The following is a 15,791-nucleotide window of genomic DNA, read 5'->3' as shown; positions in this document are numbered from 1 at the left end:
TCTTCACGGCGGCGAATCGTCTCGATCTCGCGTATAGTAGCGACATCCGCTTTTGTGGCGTCGACCGATCGACGCCGACCGATTGTCACCGGGGGCGTGGCAGCTATCCTGCCCGCCGGCCCGGCACCCATTGTCTGCATCAAGGAGTCAACCATGGCCCGTGGCGTCAACAAGGTCATCCTCATCGGCAACCTCGGCCAGGATCCGGAGGTACGCTTTACACCGTCCGGCACCGCCGTGGCCAACCTGAACCTCGCGACCACCGATACCTGGATGGACCGCCAGAGCGGCCAGCGCCAGGAACGCACCGAATGGCACCGGGTGGTGATGTTCAACAAGCTGGCCGAGATTTCCCAGCAGTACCTCAAGAAGGGCTCGAAGCTGTACATCGAAGGCCGCCTGCAGACCCGCAAGTGGCAGGACCAGAACGGCCAGGATCGCTACTCCACCGAGATCGTCGCCAACGACATGCAGATGCTCGATGGTCGCGGTGAAGGCGGCCAGGGTGGCGGCTTCGGCGGCGGCCCTCAGGGCGGCGGCAACTTCGGCGGTGGTCAGCCCCAGCAGGGCGGTGGCAACTTCGGTGGTGGTCAGCCCCAGCAGGGTGGCAACTTCGGTGGTGGCCAGCCCCAGCAGGGTGGCAACTTCGGTGGCGGCCAGCCCCAGCAGGGCGGCAACTTTGGCGGTGGCCAGCAGGGTGGCGCTCAGCAGAACCGTCCGCCCCAGCAGGCGCCCAACCAGGGCGGTGGTCAGAAGGGCGGCTTCGGCGCACCGGACCCGGGCAACTTCGACGACTTCGACGACGAGATCCCGTTCTAAGTCCCGTTGTGGATGCCATCAAATGGCGTCATTAGCAAACCAAGGAGGCCCTGCATCGGCAGGGCCTCCTTGCGTTCCGGGTCTTCTTTTTTGGTCAGCGCCTGTTCAGTGCAGTGCCTCTTCTCGCCAAGTGCCTCTTTCTCTTGCAGCGTCTCTCTTCGGCCAAGGCGCTTCGCCTCAAGTGCCCGGGGTATCAGGGCGTCTTGGGCATGGCACGCTTGTGGGCGGTGCGCCGCCAGGTGGCGATGATGCGCTCGGCGTCCTCGGGGGCGACACTCTCGCCGGTGAGGAAGCGGTCGATGGCGGCGTAGCTGACGCCGAGGGCTTCCTCGTCACTCAACTGCGGGCGCAGTGACTCCAGGTCCGCCGTCGGCACCTTGTTGACCAGGGTATCCGGGGCGCCCAGTTGTGCAGCCATGTCGCGGACCTGGCCCTTGGTCAGGCCGGCCAGGGGCACCAGGTCACAGGCGCCGTCACCGTGCTTGGTGTAGAAGCCCATCACTGCCTCGGCGGCCTGGTCGGTGCCGATGACCAGGCCACCTTGAGCACCGGCCACGGCGTACTGGGCGATCATCCGCTGGCGCGCCTTGATATTGCCCATCACGAAGTCGCGGAGGGCCTGGTCGCGAAACTCAAGGCCTGCCTGCTCCAGCGCTTCCAGCATGGCGTCGCTGGCCGGCTTGATATTGACCGTCAGGCACTCGTCCGGCTGGATGGCGTCCAGCGCCTGCCTGGCGTCGTCATCATCCTGCTGCTCGCCATAGGGCAGGCGCATGGCGATGAAGCGTGCTTCGGGCAGTCGCTCCCGCGCCGTCTCGACCGCCCGCTGGGCCAGCAGGCCGGCGCTGGTCGAGTCCACGCCGCCACTGATGCCGAGCACCAGGCAGTGCTGGCCGGTGGTATGAAGCTGGTCGATCAAAAACGCCTGGCGCCGCTGAATTTCATCCCTGATGTCCGCCCCGGGCTGGACTTCGAGTTCACGCGCGATGATGCGCTGCAACTGGTCGATATCGTCGTGGGTCATCCGTGCCTCCTTGCGGGATTGGGGTGTCAGTCGTGCTCACGCCAGTAGGGCGCGAGCTTGCCGTCGCGAATGTCGCGGTGCCAGTCACACACTCGTTTGAGGGCATGATGGGCCGCCGCCAGGCGGACCTCGTTGCGATCCCCGTCGAAATGCTCGGTGGTGGTGATCACGTAGATCTTGTCCTCGTAGCGAAAGCCCCAGCCCAGGCACACCGTGCCCTTGGGCGGTCCATCCTCGGGTTCGCCTGGGCCGGCGATGCCGGTGTTGGCGATCGCCAGCTTGGCGTTGGAGTTGTTCAGGGTGCCCAGCACCATCTCCCGGGTGATCTCCTCGCCGGTCAGGCCGTAGCGCGAGATGGTCTCGAAGGGGATCCCGAGGTAGCGGTTCTTGGCCTCGGGCGAGTAGACGGCCAGTCCGCTGTCGATGACCTGGCCGCTGCCAGGTACGCGGGCCAGTTCCGAGGCGATCAGACCGGCGGTGCAGGACTCCGCGGTGGCCAGCTTGATGTCGTGCTCGGTCAGGTAGTCGACAAGATCTTCCAGCCATTCCATGGCGTGCTCTCCTGCGAAGTTGAGAGTGGGAAATGCTCGTTCTGGCAAATTCAGCATAGGGGCTGAAGGCCGGGTCTTCCAACCCACTCCTTGCGAGACGGATGCCTCTCTATCTCCACTGATGTCTTATGTTGCCGTGCAGCCAGACAGGCTAAAGTGATAAGCAGACAAATAATTTAGTGGTGATCCAGGAGGGAGCGGCGGATGCAGGATCTGTTGTGGTACCAGTACGCGTTGATCGGGCTGATCTTCTGCTGGAGCGGTTTCGTGCGCTCCAGTCTGGGGTTCGGTGGGGCGGTGCTGGCGCTGCCCTTCCTGCTGCTGGTGCTCGATGAGCCACTGGTGTTCCTGCCGCTGGTGGCGGTGCATCTGTTGATCTTCTCGAGCTGGATCGCCTGGCGCGGCCATCGTCAGATCCAGCAGACCGGCAATACCGGAGACAGCAATATCGACTGGCGCTACTTGAAGCGCGCGCTGGCGATCATGATCGTGCCCAAGCTGATCGGCGTGGTTGGCCTCTTGACCCTGCCGGCTGAGCTGATGACGGCGGTGATCTTCGTGATCGTGATCGTCTACGGCGCCAGCTACGCCCTCAATCGCCCCTTTCGTAGCCGCAGCAAGACGGTGGACGTGGTGCTGCTGGCGCTGGGCGGCTACGTCAGCGGAGCATCGCTGATCGGCGCTCCGCTGATCGTCGCGGTATTCGCTTCCCATGTGGCCAAGCACCAGTTGCGCGACACCCTGTTTGTGCTGTGGTTCATCCTGGTGGTGATCAAGATGGTGTCCTTCATCATCGCCGGAGTGGACCTGCAGCTCGAGCATCACCTGTGGCTGTTGCCCTGCGCCATGGTGGGCCATGTACTCGGCGAGCGAGTCCACCAGGCGCTGCTCGGTGCTCGCTCCGAGGTGTTCTTCCGGGTGCTCGGGGTGGTGCTGGTGGCGGTCAGCCTGGTGGGCCTTGCGACCAGCGTCGGCTGATCGCGCCAACCGGCAGCCAGACGTTTCCACCTCGATGGATGGCGAGAGTCTGCTACCTCCAAGAGGGGCGCTGATCGATGAGCAGTTGGTGTAGAATATGGCCCTTTGGTGTCCTCGGGCGTGATGTGCGAGTGGCGGTTCTCGCCGCTATTCCTGTCGCAGCGTCTGGACACCGGCCGTAACGCCAGGGCGTCGTACGAGTCTCGTGCGGCGCTCTCATGGACGAGGAGTCGTCGTGAAGCTGCTGATTCTGGACGCCGGGCATTGTCTGTCCCTGGCCCTGGCGCGGGAAAGCAATCGGCGCGGTGATACCGAGCTGGTGATCGATCCCGCGACCCGCGTGGATCCTGAAGCGCTGCGTACGCTGGCGCCGGACGCGCTGATCATTCCCCCCTTGTCGCGCCCCTTCAGCGTGCCGCCCGCTGCGGTGGTCGAACACGCCGAGGCGGTCGAGGCCTGCATGGAGGCGTGCCGTGACGTTGGCATACCGCTGGTGTGGTGCGTCTGTGACCAGCTCTACGAGGATGGCCACGATTCGCCCATCGACGAGCACGTGATTCCGGCCCCCCGGGACGAGGGGCTGCGCCGGCTGGTGGCGACGGGCGACCGCATCCGTGCCGAGTGCCCCGAGCACCTGATCGTGCGGGTCGGTCCCATGTTCGCCCTGGAGGGTAGCCACGCCTGGCTCGGCGAACTGCTCGATACCCTGATCGATGGTGGCACCGTGCCCGCCGAGACCGACGTGACCCTGTGCCCGACGTCCGCTGATGCCGTGGCCATGGCGCTGATCGGCATGCTGCAGCAGCAGTCCTGCGGCGCCAATGCCTGGGGCAGCTACCATCTGGCCGGGGTAGAGCCGGTCAGCGCCTATACGTTCGTGTGCATGGTGCGCACCCAGTTGGGCACGCGTCTGGAAGGCCAGGGCGAAAATATCGCGCTGGGCGAGGTGAAGGCGCTCAGCCACCACCATGATCAGCCGCTGCGCCGGGTACTCAACTGTCGCCGGGTGCTGGAAGTGTTCGGGGTACACCAGAAACCCTGGCGGCTCGAGGTGGGTCGCATGCTCGACACCTGGTGTCGAGCGCGGGAAGACGTGGCCTGCCAGGCGACGAGTCAGGGGAAGGACGCATGAATCTGCTGCGCAGCGTGATCTTCTATATTGGCTATTTTGCCGCGATGCTGGTGTGTGGCTTGCTGTTTCTGCCGCCGGCGCCGCTGCTGCCACTGCGCTCGCGCTATCGGCTGCTCAACCTCTACAACCACTTCATCATCGCCTGGTTCAGCCTGGTGTGCGGGGTGCGCTACGAGATGAAGGGGCGTGAAAAACTGCCCGATGGGCCGGTGGTGATCCTGTCCAATCACCAGTGCGAGTGGGAAACCGTCTACCTGCAGTTGCTCAAGCCTCCGGTGTGCACGGTGCTCAAGAAGGAACTGTTGAACTTTCCGATCTTTGGCTGGGGGCTGCGCCTGTTGCACCCCATCGCCCTGGACCGCTCCAAGCCTGCCCGGGCCATGCGCCAGGTACTGAGCCAGGGAGGCCAGCGGCTCAAGGAGGGGTTGTCGGTGCTGATCTTTCCCGAGGGAACCCGGGTAGAGCCAGGCAAGCGTCGCCGCTACAACAAGAGTGGGGCGGTGATCGCCTGCCGCGCCGGGGTGCCGGTGGTGCCGGTGGCCCACAACGCCGGCGAATGCTGGCCGGGGCGTGACTGGATCAAGCGGCCTGGCCGCATCTCGCTGGTGGTGGGCGAGCCTATCGCCACCGAAGGACGCACCCCTGAAGAGGTGCTGGTCGAGACCGAAGCCTGGATCGAGGCGCGCCTGGAAGAGATCTCCAGCGTGCCGAGACCCGCGCCCGAAGAACTGGCGCGCAGTGTCAGTCGCTGAACGCGATCCGGCCCCACTGGAGCCGGTCTTGGGGCGCTCGGCATCATCGCCGATCGCCGAGAGAAAAGGCGGTCAAGCCGTCGCTTCGGTGGTGTTTTCCATCTCCTGATAGCCTGTCCGCTGTCTTTCGGCAACGCTCAGGTCATGTACACGCTCTCGCATGCCGTGGACGTCCTTGATGCCGGGAATAAGTTGGCGCGGATGGGTCCGGTCTGCCGTCAGCAGTATCAGGTTACCCAAGCCAAAGAGCCTGAGCAGCAAAGGCTCTGATGTCGACAGGTCGCGGATGCGTGCGATCTCCAACTGATCCACGCGGCGATTCAAGACGCCGTGATAGTAGTAGACTCGGCGCGGTGTGATATCAAACTTGGTGGTGGCCAAGCCAATGATCTTGCAGATGGGAATAATAAGACAGATCACCCAAACAGTGATGATGGCGCAGGATCGGTTCAAGATGATTGAACTGCCTGGAATGTGCAGGCTGATGAGAAACCCATAAAGATAAACGGCAACATGTACTAAATAGTATGTTCCGATTGATGCGAGCAACAATCCAACTATCAGTGAACCCACTCCCGCCAGAATCGAAGGCTTCAGCGTTGCGATAACGCTTTCATTCGAGGTGCTGCCGCTCATGGTCTTCTCCTTTTGTCGTTGATGCGGGCAAAGCGAGTGTGGCAGCTCCGAGCATGAAAGGGCTGAAGCTGCCACCTATCGTCAGTCCTAGCCGTTGGCCAGGCGCTCGCGAATATTGTCGGCGCGTTCCATGGAGCCCGGGTGTGACGACATCAGGCTGCTTTCGCCGCCGTCGAGATCGGCGAACTTCTGGAAGCCGGTCATCAGCCCCTCGCGCGGGATGCCCCGCTCGGTCAGCAGGTCGAAAGAGAAGTTGTCGGCGTCGCTTTCCTGACTCTGGGAGAACTGGGCGTTGATGAACTGCTCGCTCAGGTCACCCAGTTGGGAGTCCGACAGGGTCGCCATCGCGCTGTTGCCAGATGCCGCCATGGCATCCCGGGCGATCGCGGTGGCGTAGGCCGTCTGCATGCGCTTGCGGCTATGCCCCAGGGCCACGTGGCCGAGTTCGTGGCCCAGTACGCCCTCGATCTCGTTGTCGTTCATCATGTCCATCAGCCCGCTGTAGACACGCACGCAGCCGTTGGCCATGGCCCAGGCGTTGATGTCGTCGGTCATGTAGACCTTGTAGTTGACCGGGGTGCCTTCGATCTGGTGACCCAGGTGGTCGGCAATGCTTTTTAGGCGCTGTGCATACTCAGAGTCGGGCGACGCCAGGACGGATTGGCTGTCCATCTGCTGGCAGCTCTGGTCAGACATGGCCTTGACCTCGGCGTCGCTGATGGTGGCGGCGTTGAAGCCGGCGAGCCCGGTGTTGATCATGCTGTCGGTGGACATGTTCTCGCAGCCGGTCAGCAGGCTGGTGCAGCCAAGCACGGCGAGAGAAAGCGTAAGGCGTAGGTTCATGCTCATCATCCTTGATGAAAGAGGGAGTCGGGATGGTTCCTGCAGGACAGGGTCCTGATCGGCGGTTGCGCGCGCAGGATCGCGACGGGAGTTTCTGGAGCGCAAGCTGACCGTGTTCGGAGTTGTAGCACGCGCTATTGCAGCGCAACAAACCTACCCATTTTTCGTGTTTTTCAGACAACACTTTGTCAGCAATATCGTCTTGCTCTCCCTGGCAGTGGGAATAGCGCTATCCACAAACAACGACGGCGCCCCGAGGGGCGCCGTCGTGTTACTACCTGGCCGGGCTGGATCAGTCGTTGAAGCGCTGCAGCACCAGACAGGCATTGGTACCGCCGAAGCCGAAGCTGTTGGACAGTACGCGATCCAGCTTCACGCCATCACGGCGGCTGGTGACGATATCGAAGCCCTGGGCCTCGTCGTCCAGGTCGCTGACGTTGGCCGAGGCGGCGATGAAGTCGTTCTCCATCATCAATAGCGAGTAGATCGCTTCCTGCACGCCGGTGGCGCCCAGGGAATGCCCGGTCAGAGACTTGGTGGAACTCATCGCCGGGGTGCTGTCACCGAAGACCTCGCGCACCGCCTTGAGCTCGGCCACATCGCCCACCGGCGTGGAGGTGCCATGGGTGTTGATGTAGTCGATGTCGCCGTCGACGCTGGCCATGGCCTGGCGCATGCAGCGAATGGCGCCTTCACCTGACGGCGCGACCATGTCCTTGCCGTCGGAGGTGGCGCCGTAGCCGACCACCTCGGCGTAGATCTTGGCGCCGCGAGCCTTGGCGTGCTCGAGCTCTTCAAGCACCAGCATGCCGCCGCCGCCGGCGATGACGAAGCCGTCGCGGCTCTTGTCGTAGGGGCGAGAGGCGGTCTGCGGGTCGTCGTTGTAGCTGGTCGACAGCGCACCCATGGCGTCGAACAGACACGACAGCGTCCAGTGCTCCTCCTCGCCGCCGCCGGCGAATACCACGTCCTGCTTGCCGAGCTGGATCTGTTCCATGGCGGAACCGATACAGTGGGCAGAGGTGGCGCAGGCAGAAGAGATGGAGTAGTTCACGCCCTTGATCTTGAACGGGGTCGCCAGACAGGCCGAGACGGTGCTGCCCATGGTGCGGGTGACCCGGTAGGGGCCCACACGGCGCAGACCCTTCTCGCGCATCACGTCGGCGGCCTCCACCTGGTTGGCGCTGGAAGCGCCGCCGGACCCGGCGATCAAGCCGGTACGTTCGTTGGACACCTGCTCGGGCGTGAGGCCGGAATCCTCGATGGCCTGGGCCATGGAGACATAGGCGTAGGCCGCAGCGTCACCCATGAAGCGGCGCAGCTTGCGGTCCACCAGTTCGTCCAGGTCGATGTCGACCACGCCGGCGACGTGGCTGCGGAAGCCACGCTCGGCGTATTCTTCCTTGAAACGAATGCCGGACTGGCCGTTCTTGAGTGCCTCGAGTACCTGTTGCCGGTCATTGCCCAGGCACGACACGATGCCCAGACCGGTGACTACCACTCGTCGCATGGGAGCCTCCTGATCAGAAATTCGCGGTGGAGGTGAACAGGCCGACACGCAGGTCGTTGGCCTGATAGATATCGCGGCCATCGACGGAAACGGTGCCGTCCGCCATGCCCAGAATCAGGCGGCGGGTGATGACGCGCTTGATATTGATGCGGTAGGTGACCTTCTGGGCGTCAGGCATGATCTGCCCGCTGAACTTGACCTCGCCGCAGCCCAGCGCCCGGCCGCGTCCGGGGTGACCGAGCCAACCGAGGTAGAAGCCCACCAGCTGCCACATGGCATCGAGGCCGAGGCAGCCGGGCATGACGGGGTCGCCCGGAAAGTGGCAATCGAAGAACCACAGGTCAGGGCGGATATCGAGCTCGGCGATCAGTTCGCCCTTTCCGTACTCGCCACCCTCTTCGTAAATGCGCGTGATGCGGTCGAGCATCAGCATGTTGGGGGCCGGCAGCTGGGCATTGCCCGGGCCGAACAGCTCACCGCGGCTGCAAGCCAGCAGTTCATCGCGATCAAAAGAGTGTTGCTTGGTCACTGGAGCGTTCCGAGAGTCGAAGTGATGTACGCCGCGCACGGCAATCTGCCGCCATGCGGCCTGCCTAGTCTACTGTTCGTGGGGGCTGAATGCACCCCGTGGGCCTTCGATCATGGTCGTGGTAGACAGAAAGTCTGCTTTGACACTACAGATTCCGGGCAAAGCGCCGATAACGACAGCACACTTTTTTCGCGTTCTCTATCGCGGGAGTCCAATTCGACCATGTGGCCTCGGTTATCTTTCAATCGCCCGCTGATCTGGCTCGGGCTCTCGGCGATGTCAGCCGTCCTGTGGCTGCCGAGCGTCTCGCTCAGGCTCGGTGCGCTGTTGCTGATGGCGGTGGCCATGTGGGACGGCTGGCGTCAGGTGAAGCTCGAGCAGCGTCGCTCGCGGTTGACCGAGCAGGTGATGCGACAGTCGGGGGAGGCGGTGATGATCACCGACGACCAGCACCGTATCCAGGCGGTCAACCCGGCCTTTACCGAGCTCTCGGGATTCGAGCTGTCCGAGGTGGCCGGCCTCAGCGCCAGCAACCTGGCGGCGGCGCGCCATGACAGTGCCTTCTTCGAGCGCTTCTGGCAGGCGCTGATCAGCGCCGGTCGCTGGGAAGGCGAGCTGTGGCAGCGACGCAAGGATGGCAGCGAGTACCCCATGTGGCTGGAGGTCCAGGTGATCACCGACCCCCATGGCCGCGCCGAGCACCATATCGCCACCTTTACCGATATCTCGCTGCGCAAGGCCCGGGAGCAGGACCTCAGGCGGATCGGTCGGGAAGACCCGCTGACCGGCCTGCCCAACCGTTTCCGTCTTCATGAATTGCTGGCCTCGCGTCTGCGTCATCTGCGTGCCGGTGAGTGCCTGGATCTGGCGCTGATCGATATCGATGGTTTCAAGGAGATCAACGACGGCCTCGGTGTCAGCGCCGGTGATCGATTGCTGGCACGTTTCGGCAAGCGCCTGGCCGGGCATGTGGCCGGCGGTGTGGTCGGGCGGCTGGGCGGGGACGAATTCATGGTCCTGCGTACCACTACCTACGACGATCACGAGCGCTGGGTCGAGGGCTTGAGGAGCCATCTGGGGGAGCCGTTCGAGATCGACGGCAGCACCTTGAGGCTCGGTATTACCATCGGCAGCTGTCGTGCGCCGGAGGACGGCAATAGTGACGGCGTGCTGTTTCAGCGCATGGAGGCGGCGCTGGCGTCCGCCCGCCGCCATGGCGGTAATTGCTGCCAGCGCTTTCGGCCTGCCCTGGACGTCGGCGACGGTCCCAATCTGACGCTGCTCAATGACCTGCGGGAAGCGCTGGCCCAGGGAGGGCAGCTTGAGCTTCACTACCAGCCGCAACATCGCCTCGCCGATGACGCCATGATCGGCATGGAGGCCTTGCTGCGTTGGCGTCATCCCCGCGACGGGATGATCTCCCCGGCGGAGTTCATCCCCCTGGCGGAGCGTCATGGACTGATGGCACCGCTGGGTGACTGGGTGATTCATCAGGCCTTGACCCAGCTCGCCCACTGGCGCTCGCGGGGGCTATCGCCGCTGCCGGTGTGGATCAACATCTCGGCGATGCAGCTGTTCCAGGGCGACCTGGAGAAGACCCTGGCCACCGGCCGCGCGCGCCATGACGTGGCGTCCCAGTGGCTGGGGCTCGAGCTGACCGAGTCGGTGCTGCTGGACGATCGTGGCGGCGATATCGTGCCGCGCCTGGAGCGATTGCGTGACCTGGGCCATCGCATCGCCCTCGACGACTTCGGTACCGGCTATTCGTCGCTGGGCTATCTCAAGGAGTTGCCGCTGGACAAGCTGAAGCTGGATCGTGCCTTCATCAAGGCGCTGCCGGGTGACAGCGCCGATGCGGCCATCGTCAACGCGGTCACGGCGATGGCCCGAGGGTTGTCACTGGAGATACTGGCCGAGGGCGTCGAAACCGCAGAACAGCGCGACTACCTGCGCCAGGCCGGTTGTGATGAGGTGCAGGGGTACTTCTACGCCCGGCCGATGCCGGCCCACGAGCTCGAAGCCCTGTGGCGGGAAAGCGCTACCCGTCAAGAGGCCAATACCCGTCAGGCGGTGGCCTGATGGCGTCTTCCGCCCTTGTTCAGCCAGAGCGCCGACGCAGGCCGATGCCGATGACCAGGCACAGCGAGGCCCAGATCAGCGCCTGGGTCGGCAGCAGCCAGTCGGCCAGCTCGACGCCCGCCAGTGCCGCGCCGCCCAGGTAGGACGAGGGGCCGCCGATCAGGCCGCCGAGGGCGGCGAGCCAGGGGCGCGCCCATAGCCACTCCAGCGAGTGATGAATCAGGGTGGCGAACAGCGGCCATAGCCACAGCAGCCACAACGCCAGCGGACCGAGGCTCGGGCTCTGCGGGTCGAAGCGATAGCCGCCCAACGCCGCCAGCGAGCCATCGATCACGACCCCAGCCAGCAGAAACCCCAGCAACCAGCGCCATTCTCCGGGCTTGGCCAACCAGCGCAGGTGAGCCACGATCACCGCCAGGGCAATGGCTCCGCCGGCCCAGGCGCCCATCAGCACACAGCCGAACCAGCCCAGCTGGAAGCCCGCCACATTGAGCAGCGAGGCCTGCCAGCGGGGGGGCATCGGTCCCCTGATCACGGCTTGCCGAGCCGAGTTCGCGGCCGCGCATCGGGCTTGGCCAGCAACAGGTGGCAGGTGCTGATGGTGCGCTCCGCGAAACCCGCCTCGCAGTAGCACAGATAGTAGCGCCACATGCGCACAAAACGCTCGTCGTAGCCCAGCTTGCCGACCTGATCGAGGCTCGCCTCGAAACGCTGGCGCCACTCACGCAGGGTGCGGGCGTAGTGCGGGCCGATATCATCCAGATCGACCAGGTTCATCGAGGTGTGTTTCGTCAGGTTCTGCAGCAGTACCGTGGGCGATGGCAGAAAACCACCGGGAAAGATGTAGCGCTTGATGAAGTCCATCTCTCTGCGCGCCGCTTCATAGCGCTGGTCACGTACGGTGATGGCCTGCAGCAACGCCAGCCCCTGGGGCGCCAGCAACTGGTCCAGGGTCTTGAGGTAGCGCGGCAGGTAGTCGGCGCCGACCGCCTCCACCATCTCCACCGAAATCAGCCGGTCATAGCGCCCGCTAAGTTCGCGGTAGTCCTCGTTGAGCAGGGTGACCTGGTCCTCGAGTCCCTCCTCGGCCAGGCGGCGAGCGGTATGCTCGTATTGCTCGCGGGAGATGGTGGTGGTGGTCACCCGGCAGCCGCGGGTACGGGCGGCATGGATCGCGAGTCCGCCCCAGCCGGTGCCGATCTCCAGCAGGTGGTGGTGAGGTCTGACGTCTAGCTTGTCGAGCATGACATCGAGCTTGTGCGTCGAGGCCTGCTCGAGGGTAGCCTCCGGGGAGGGGAAGATGGCACTGGAGTACATCCAGTGTTCACGGTCCAGAAAGGTCGCGAACAGGTCATTGCCGATGTCGTAGTGGGCCGCAATGTGGCGCCGGGAGCCCTTGCGGGTATTGCGCTGCAGACGCAGCAGCGTGGACAGCAGGGCGCGTCCCAGGCCGGCCAGGCCGCCTTCCACATCGTCATTGACCCGGTCGATGTTGCGCGCAAACAGACGCACCAGTCCGACCAGATCGTCCACGTCCCAGTCACCGTCCATGTAGGCTTCTGCCGCCCCCAGGGTGCCGCCCAGCGCCATGCGCTTCCACACCCGACTGCGGCGTACCACCAGGGTTACGCTCAGTTCCCCCTGTTCCCCAAGCTGATGGCGCTCATGGCCGTCGACAAGGGTGATGCTGCCGTGGCGCAGTTGGCCCAATTGCGCCAGCACCCGAGGCTTGAGCCAGTGGCTGAGCCTGTCGCCGCGTCGGCTGATGGTGACGCCTTGTTCGCTCCTGAGTGTGGTCAAGACGGAGTCTCCTCGGATCTGGATGAGAGGCCTTCGGCCGGCGGTGGGTGATCGTGCAGCGGGACGCCCTTGAGCCACAGCCTGATTGCCTCCCAGTGGATGGCAGCCAGGGTCTTGGTGGCCATCCAGGGTTGCCGCGCAAGGCCGGCGAGCAGCGCCGGTCGGGTAGCCGGCCGGCCTGCCAGGGTCAGGGTGGCATCGAAGTGGCGCTGGCCATCCCGCCAGGTCTCCATGTGCATGGCGAGCTCACGCCCCGGGCTGTTGAAGCGCCAGTGGTAAGTCATGCCCATGGGCAGAAAGGGCGATACGTGCAGGTCCTTGTCGAACTCAGCGCGGTGGCTGTGACGCTCGGGGTCTACCGCGGCAGCGTAACGGGTGCGCTCGCGCCAGGGGGTATTGGTGACTTCACCGAGTATCGCGCCCAGACGCTCGCGTCCCTCGCCGTCGGGTTCGTGGTAGAGGTAGTAGAGCGAGATGGGATTGAACGACACCCAGGGAGAGCCAAGCTGGGTCAGCAGGCAGACCCGGCCCTGGGGCGCCTGGCCCAGGCGCTCGCGGACCTCGGCCCTGGCGGCGTCGGCCAGGGTTATCTCGCTGCCCCGTGCCGGCAGGTAATCCTCGCGCCTGAAGCGGGCCAGCGCCGGCCTGCGGGCACTGAAGCCGGGCACCCGGTCGAACAGTTCGGGCAGCTCCTCCAGGTCGAGCCAGGCCATCCATACGCGATAGGCAAACTCGTGGGGTCGCGGCAGAAAGCGCCGATGGCGCAGGGTGCCGCGGTAGATCCGCGAACGCGGCTTGGCGATCATGGTGCCACCGCCTCCAGCCGCTCATGGTCGCTTTCCTCGCAGCCCAGCGCCTTTGCCACCCGCAGCGCGCTCCATACGCCATCCTCGTGAAAGCCGTTGCGCCAGTAGGCGCCACAGAAGTGAGTACGCAGCGCCGCAGAGGAGATCTCGGCATGACGCGCCTGGGCCAGGCTACCCTGGGCCGTGAACTGGGGATGGGCGTAGCGAAAGCGCCCGAGCACCTTGGCCGGGTCGATGCTGTCGGCGTCGTTCAGGGTCACGCAGAAGGTGTGCGGCGCGCTCAGGCGCTGGAGGATATTCATGTCGTAGGTGACCGAGACCCGGTCAGCGTCGCTGCGGCTGTCGAGGCGATAGTTCCAGCTGGCCCAGGCGCGCCGACGGCGCGGCAGCAGGCGAGTATCGGTGTGCAGTACCACCTCGTTGTCGGCGTAGGGCAACGCCGACAGCACCTCGCGTTCGGCGTAGCTGGGGTCATCGAGCAGCCCGAGCGCCTGGTCGGCGTGGCAGGCCAGCACCAGTTGGTCGAAGCGTTCCTCGCCGGCATCGGTGCGCAGCACCACGCCGTCGTGTTCCCGACGAATACCGCGCACCGGCGTCGCCAGGCGGATGGCGTCGGCGTAGGGCGCCACCATGGCATCGATATAGCCGCGCGATCCCCCTTCCACGGTGTACCACTGGGGCCTGTCGTTGACCGACAGCAGCCCATGGTGGTGGAAGAAGCGCAGGAAAAAACGTGTGGGAAAGGCGCGGATATCGGCCAGGCTGGCCGACCAGATGGCGCCCCCCATGGGCAGCAGGTAGTGGCGCTGAAAGTCGTCGCTGAAGCCATGGCCATCGAGATAGTCGCCAAGGGGCATCAGCAGGGCATCGCTGGACGTATCCTGGCCCGGTCGCGCCAGATCGGCGATGGCCAGTCGGTTGAAGCGCAGGATCTCGCCCAGCAGGCGGTAGAACGCAGGGCGCAGCAGGTTGCGACGCTGGGCAAACAGCGAGGTCAGGGTGTGGCCGTTGTACTCGAAGTCGCGGTCGGTGCGATGCACCGAGAAGCTCATCTCGGTGGCCTGAGCGTTCACCCCGAGGTGTGCCAGCAGGCGCTGGAAGTGCGGATAGGTGCGATCGTTGAAGACGATGAAGCCGGTGTCGATGGCGTAGTCCCGTCCGTCCAGGCTGACATCCACGGTAGCGGTGTGTCCCCCCAGCCGGTCGGCGGCCTCGAACAGCGTCACCCGGTGACGCGCGCTCAAGTAGCGGGCGGCGGCCAGGCCGCTGATACCCCCACCGATCACCGCGATGCGCTGGGCCTCGAACGGCGGTTGAAGGCGAGTCATTGGTTGCGTTCCTTGTGGGGGGTGGAAGCGTCATCGTCTTCGCGCCTGACCAGGCGCTTGCCCAGGGCGATCCTCAGCCGCAGGGGCAGGATGCCCATGAACTTGACCAGGTAGGTGAAGCGCCGCGGGAAGTGGATGTCCCGTCGGCGTGCCGACAGTCCTTCGAAGATCGCCTTGGCCGCCTGTTCCGGCGTGACCGCCATGGGCATGGGGAAGTCGTTGCGTTCGGTCAACGGCGTCTTGACGAAGCCAGGGTGGATGACGCTGACGTCGATGCCTTGATGGGCCAGGTCGAGTCGCAGCGACTCGAGAAAGTAGCTCAGTGCCGCCTTGGACGCGCCGTAGGCTTCGGCACGCGGAAGCGCCAGATAGGCCGAAGCACTGGACGTCGCCACGATCTGCGGGCGGGCACCCTGGCGTCGGGCCTTGTGCAACAGCGGCAGAGCCACCTCGATGCCATGGATGGTGCCGAAGAAGTTGGGTTCGAAGTTGTCGCGAACCAGGGTGGTGTCGACGCGGCCGCCGTCGAGGTAGACGCAGGTCCCGGCATTGAAGATCACCATGTCGAGGCCGTCGAAGGCCTCGTCGATGCGTGCGGCGGCGTCCTGCATCGACGCGCGGTCGGTGATGTCGGCGGGGACCGGCATGGCATTCTCGTGATCCTTGGCCAGTCGTTCGAGGCCAGCCTTGCCGCGCGAAGTCAGGGCGACGCGATGGCCATCGTCGAGCAGGCGTCGTGCCAGTGCCTCGCCGATGCCGGAGGTGGCGCCGGTCAGCCAGATGCGCTGAGGGTTGGGGTCGCGTGCCATCTACTGTCGCTCCTTTTGCGGTGCGGCCTTGCTGTCTGAGCTTGCTGTGGGCTCGATTCAAGCTCGCTGCGATTCACGCTTGTCGAGATTCACTCTTGTTGTACAAGGTCGGATCAGAATTCTGGGCCTGCTGTCAGCTACGTATCGGCGCCGTCCATGGTTTCAGCCGACGGTGCGTATATTTACCGAAGGCGC

Annotated in this window: 16 protein-coding genes; 5 read left to right on the top strand and 11 right to left on the bottom strand. The window is 64.7% G+C overall.

Annotation, left to right across the window (positions count from 1 at the left end):
• Nucleotides 1-153 precede the first annotated feature (153 nt).
• Nucleotides 154-819, top strand: a complete 666-nt coding sequence (ssb, locus tag NFH98_RS18200) for a single-stranded DNA-binding protein (RefSeq protein WP_045990835.1) — start codon at nucleotides 154-156, stop codon at nucleotides 817-819.
• A gap of 193 nt (nucleotides 820-1,012) precedes the next feature.
• Here ssb and nadE read toward each other — a convergent pair whose 3' ends face one another.
• Together nadE and NFH98_RS18190 are read right to left on the bottom strand one after the other, a co-directional pair.
• Nucleotides 1,013-1,843 (bottom strand): NAD(+) synthase, encoded by an 831-nt coding sequence (gene nadE / locus NFH98_RS18195; protein WP_348827179.1) that lies wholly within the window; start codon nucleotides 1,841-1,843, stop codon nucleotides 1,013-1,015.
• A gap of 26 nt (nucleotides 1,844-1,869) precedes the next feature.
• Nucleotides 1,870-2,394 carry a CinA family protein gene (locus tag NFH98_RS18190; protein ID WP_045990833.1) on the bottom strand — a complete coding sequence of 175 codons (525 nt, stop codon included), beginning with the start codon at nucleotides 2,392-2,394 and terminating at the stop codon, nucleotides 1,870-1,872.
• A 204-nt stretch (nucleotides 2,395-2,598) separates the two neighbouring features.
• On the opposite strand from NFH98_RS18190, the gene NFH98_RS18185 reads away from it, so the two are divergent.
• The 3 genes from NFH98_RS18185 (at nucleotide 2,599) to NFH98_RS18175 (ending at nucleotide 5,256) form a co-directional block, all read left to right on the top strand.
• Nucleotides 2,599-3,372, top strand: a complete 774-nt coding sequence (locus NFH98_RS18185) for a sulfite exporter TauE/SafE family protein (RefSeq protein WP_045990832.1) — start codon at nucleotides 2,599-2,601, stop codon at nucleotides 3,370-3,372.
• A gap of 235 nt (nucleotides 3,373-3,607) precedes the next feature.
• On the top strand, nucleotides 3,608-4,504 hold the full coding sequence (locus NFH98_RS18180) for a sugar nucleotide-binding protein (protein ID WP_045990831.1): 897 nt from the start codon (nucleotides 3,608-3,610) through the stop codon (nucleotides 4,502-4,504).
• On the top strand, nucleotides 4,501-5,256 hold the full coding sequence (locus NFH98_RS18175) for a lysophospholipid acyltransferase family protein (protein WP_045990830.1): 756 nt from the start codon (nucleotides 4,501-4,503) through the stop codon (nucleotides 5,254-5,256). The genes NFH98_RS18180 and NFH98_RS18175 overlap by 4 nt, the downstream gene beginning before the upstream one ends.
• Nucleotides 5,257-5,328: 72 nt before the next feature.
• Here NFH98_RS18175 and NFH98_RS18170 read toward each other — a convergent pair whose 3' ends face one another.
• From NFH98_RS18170 to fabA, 4 genes are all read right to left on the bottom strand, one after another.
• Nucleotides 5,329-5,892 (bottom strand): PH domain-containing protein, encoded by a 564-nt coding sequence (locus NFH98_RS18170; RefSeq protein ID WP_287165702.1) that lies wholly within the window; start codon nucleotides 5,890-5,892, stop codon nucleotides 5,329-5,331.
• An 87-nt stretch (nucleotides 5,893-5,979) separates the two neighbouring features.
• Nucleotides 5,980-6,735: a metalloprotease LoiP gene (gene loiP, locus NFH98_RS18165; RefSeq protein ID WP_287165701.1), complete on the bottom strand. Its 756-nt coding sequence runs from the start codon at nucleotides 6,733-6,735 to the stop codon at nucleotides 5,980-5,982.
• 292 nt (nucleotides 6,736-7,027) lie between these two features.
• A complete protein-coding gene (gene fabB, locus NFH98_RS18160; RefSeq protein ID WP_045990828.1) occupies nucleotides 7,028-8,245 on the bottom strand; it encodes a beta-ketoacyl-ACP synthase I in 1,218 nt (405 codons plus the stop codon).
• 13 nt (nucleotides 8,246-8,258) lie between these two features.
• Nucleotides 8,259-8,774: a 3-hydroxyacyl-[acyl-carrier-protein] dehydratase FabA gene (fabA, locus tag NFH98_RS18155; RefSeq protein WP_045990827.1), complete on the bottom strand. Its 516-nt coding sequence runs from the start codon at nucleotides 8,772-8,774 to the stop codon at nucleotides 8,259-8,261.
• A 222-nt stretch (nucleotides 8,775-8,996) separates the two neighbouring features.
• Here fabA and NFH98_RS18150 point away from each other — a divergent pair, with 222 nt between their 5' ends.
• Nucleotides 8,997-10,853, top strand: a complete 1,857-nt coding sequence (locus NFH98_RS18150; protein WP_213230099.1) for a putative bifunctional diguanylate cyclase/phosphodiesterase — start codon at nucleotides 8,997-8,999, stop codon at nucleotides 10,851-10,853.
• A gap of 19 nt (nucleotides 10,854-10,872) precedes the next feature.
• Here the strand turns inward: NFH98_RS18150 and NFH98_RS18145 are convergent, their stop codons facing one another.
• From NFH98_RS18145 to NFH98_RS18125, 5 genes are read right to left on the bottom strand one after another with little or no spacing between them, the layout of a single operon-like run.
• Nucleotides 10,873-11,373, bottom strand: coding sequence for a DUF2878 family protein (locus tag NFH98_RS18145; protein ID WP_222569678.1), 501 nt, complete (start codon nucleotides 11,371-11,373; stop codon nucleotides 10,873-10,875).
• An 11-nt stretch (nucleotides 11,374-11,384) separates the two neighbouring features.
• On the bottom strand, nucleotides 11,385-12,653 hold the full coding sequence (locus NFH98_RS18140; protein ID WP_108133432.1) for an SAM-dependent methyltransferase: 1,269 nt from the start codon (nucleotides 12,651-12,653) through the stop codon (nucleotides 11,385-11,387).
• Entirely contained in the window at nucleotides 12,650-13,459 is an 810-nt protein-coding gene (locus NFH98_RS18135) for a DUF1365 domain-containing protein (protein WP_045990823.1), read from the bottom strand. Before NFH98_RS18135 ends, NFH98_RS18140 begins: the two co-directional genes overlap by 4 nt.
• Nucleotides 13,456-14,787 carry an NAD(P)/FAD-dependent oxidoreductase gene (locus NFH98_RS18130; protein WP_349623021.1) on the bottom strand — a complete coding sequence of 444 codons (1,332 nt, stop codon included), beginning with the start codon at nucleotides 14,785-14,787 and terminating at the stop codon, nucleotides 13,456-13,458. The genes NFH98_RS18135 and NFH98_RS18130 overlap by 4 nt, the downstream gene beginning before the upstream one ends.
• A complete protein-coding gene (locus NFH98_RS18125) occupies nucleotides 14,784-15,596 on the bottom strand; it encodes an SDR family NAD(P)-dependent oxidoreductase (RefSeq protein WP_045990821.1) in 813 nt (270 codons plus the stop codon). The genes NFH98_RS18130 and NFH98_RS18125 overlap by 4 nt, the downstream gene beginning before the upstream one ends.
• Nucleotides 15,597-15,791: the final 195 nt, after the last annotated feature.

This window comes from Halomonas sp. H33-56, assembly GCF_040147035.1.
In the GTDB taxonomy this organism is placed as follows: Bacteria; Pseudomonadota; Gammaproteobacteria; order Pseudomonadales; family Halomonadaceae; genus Halomonas; species Halomonas litopenaei.
Note: the sequence above shows the minus strand (reverse complement) of the source record. Positions and strands in the feature narration are given on the sequence as shown.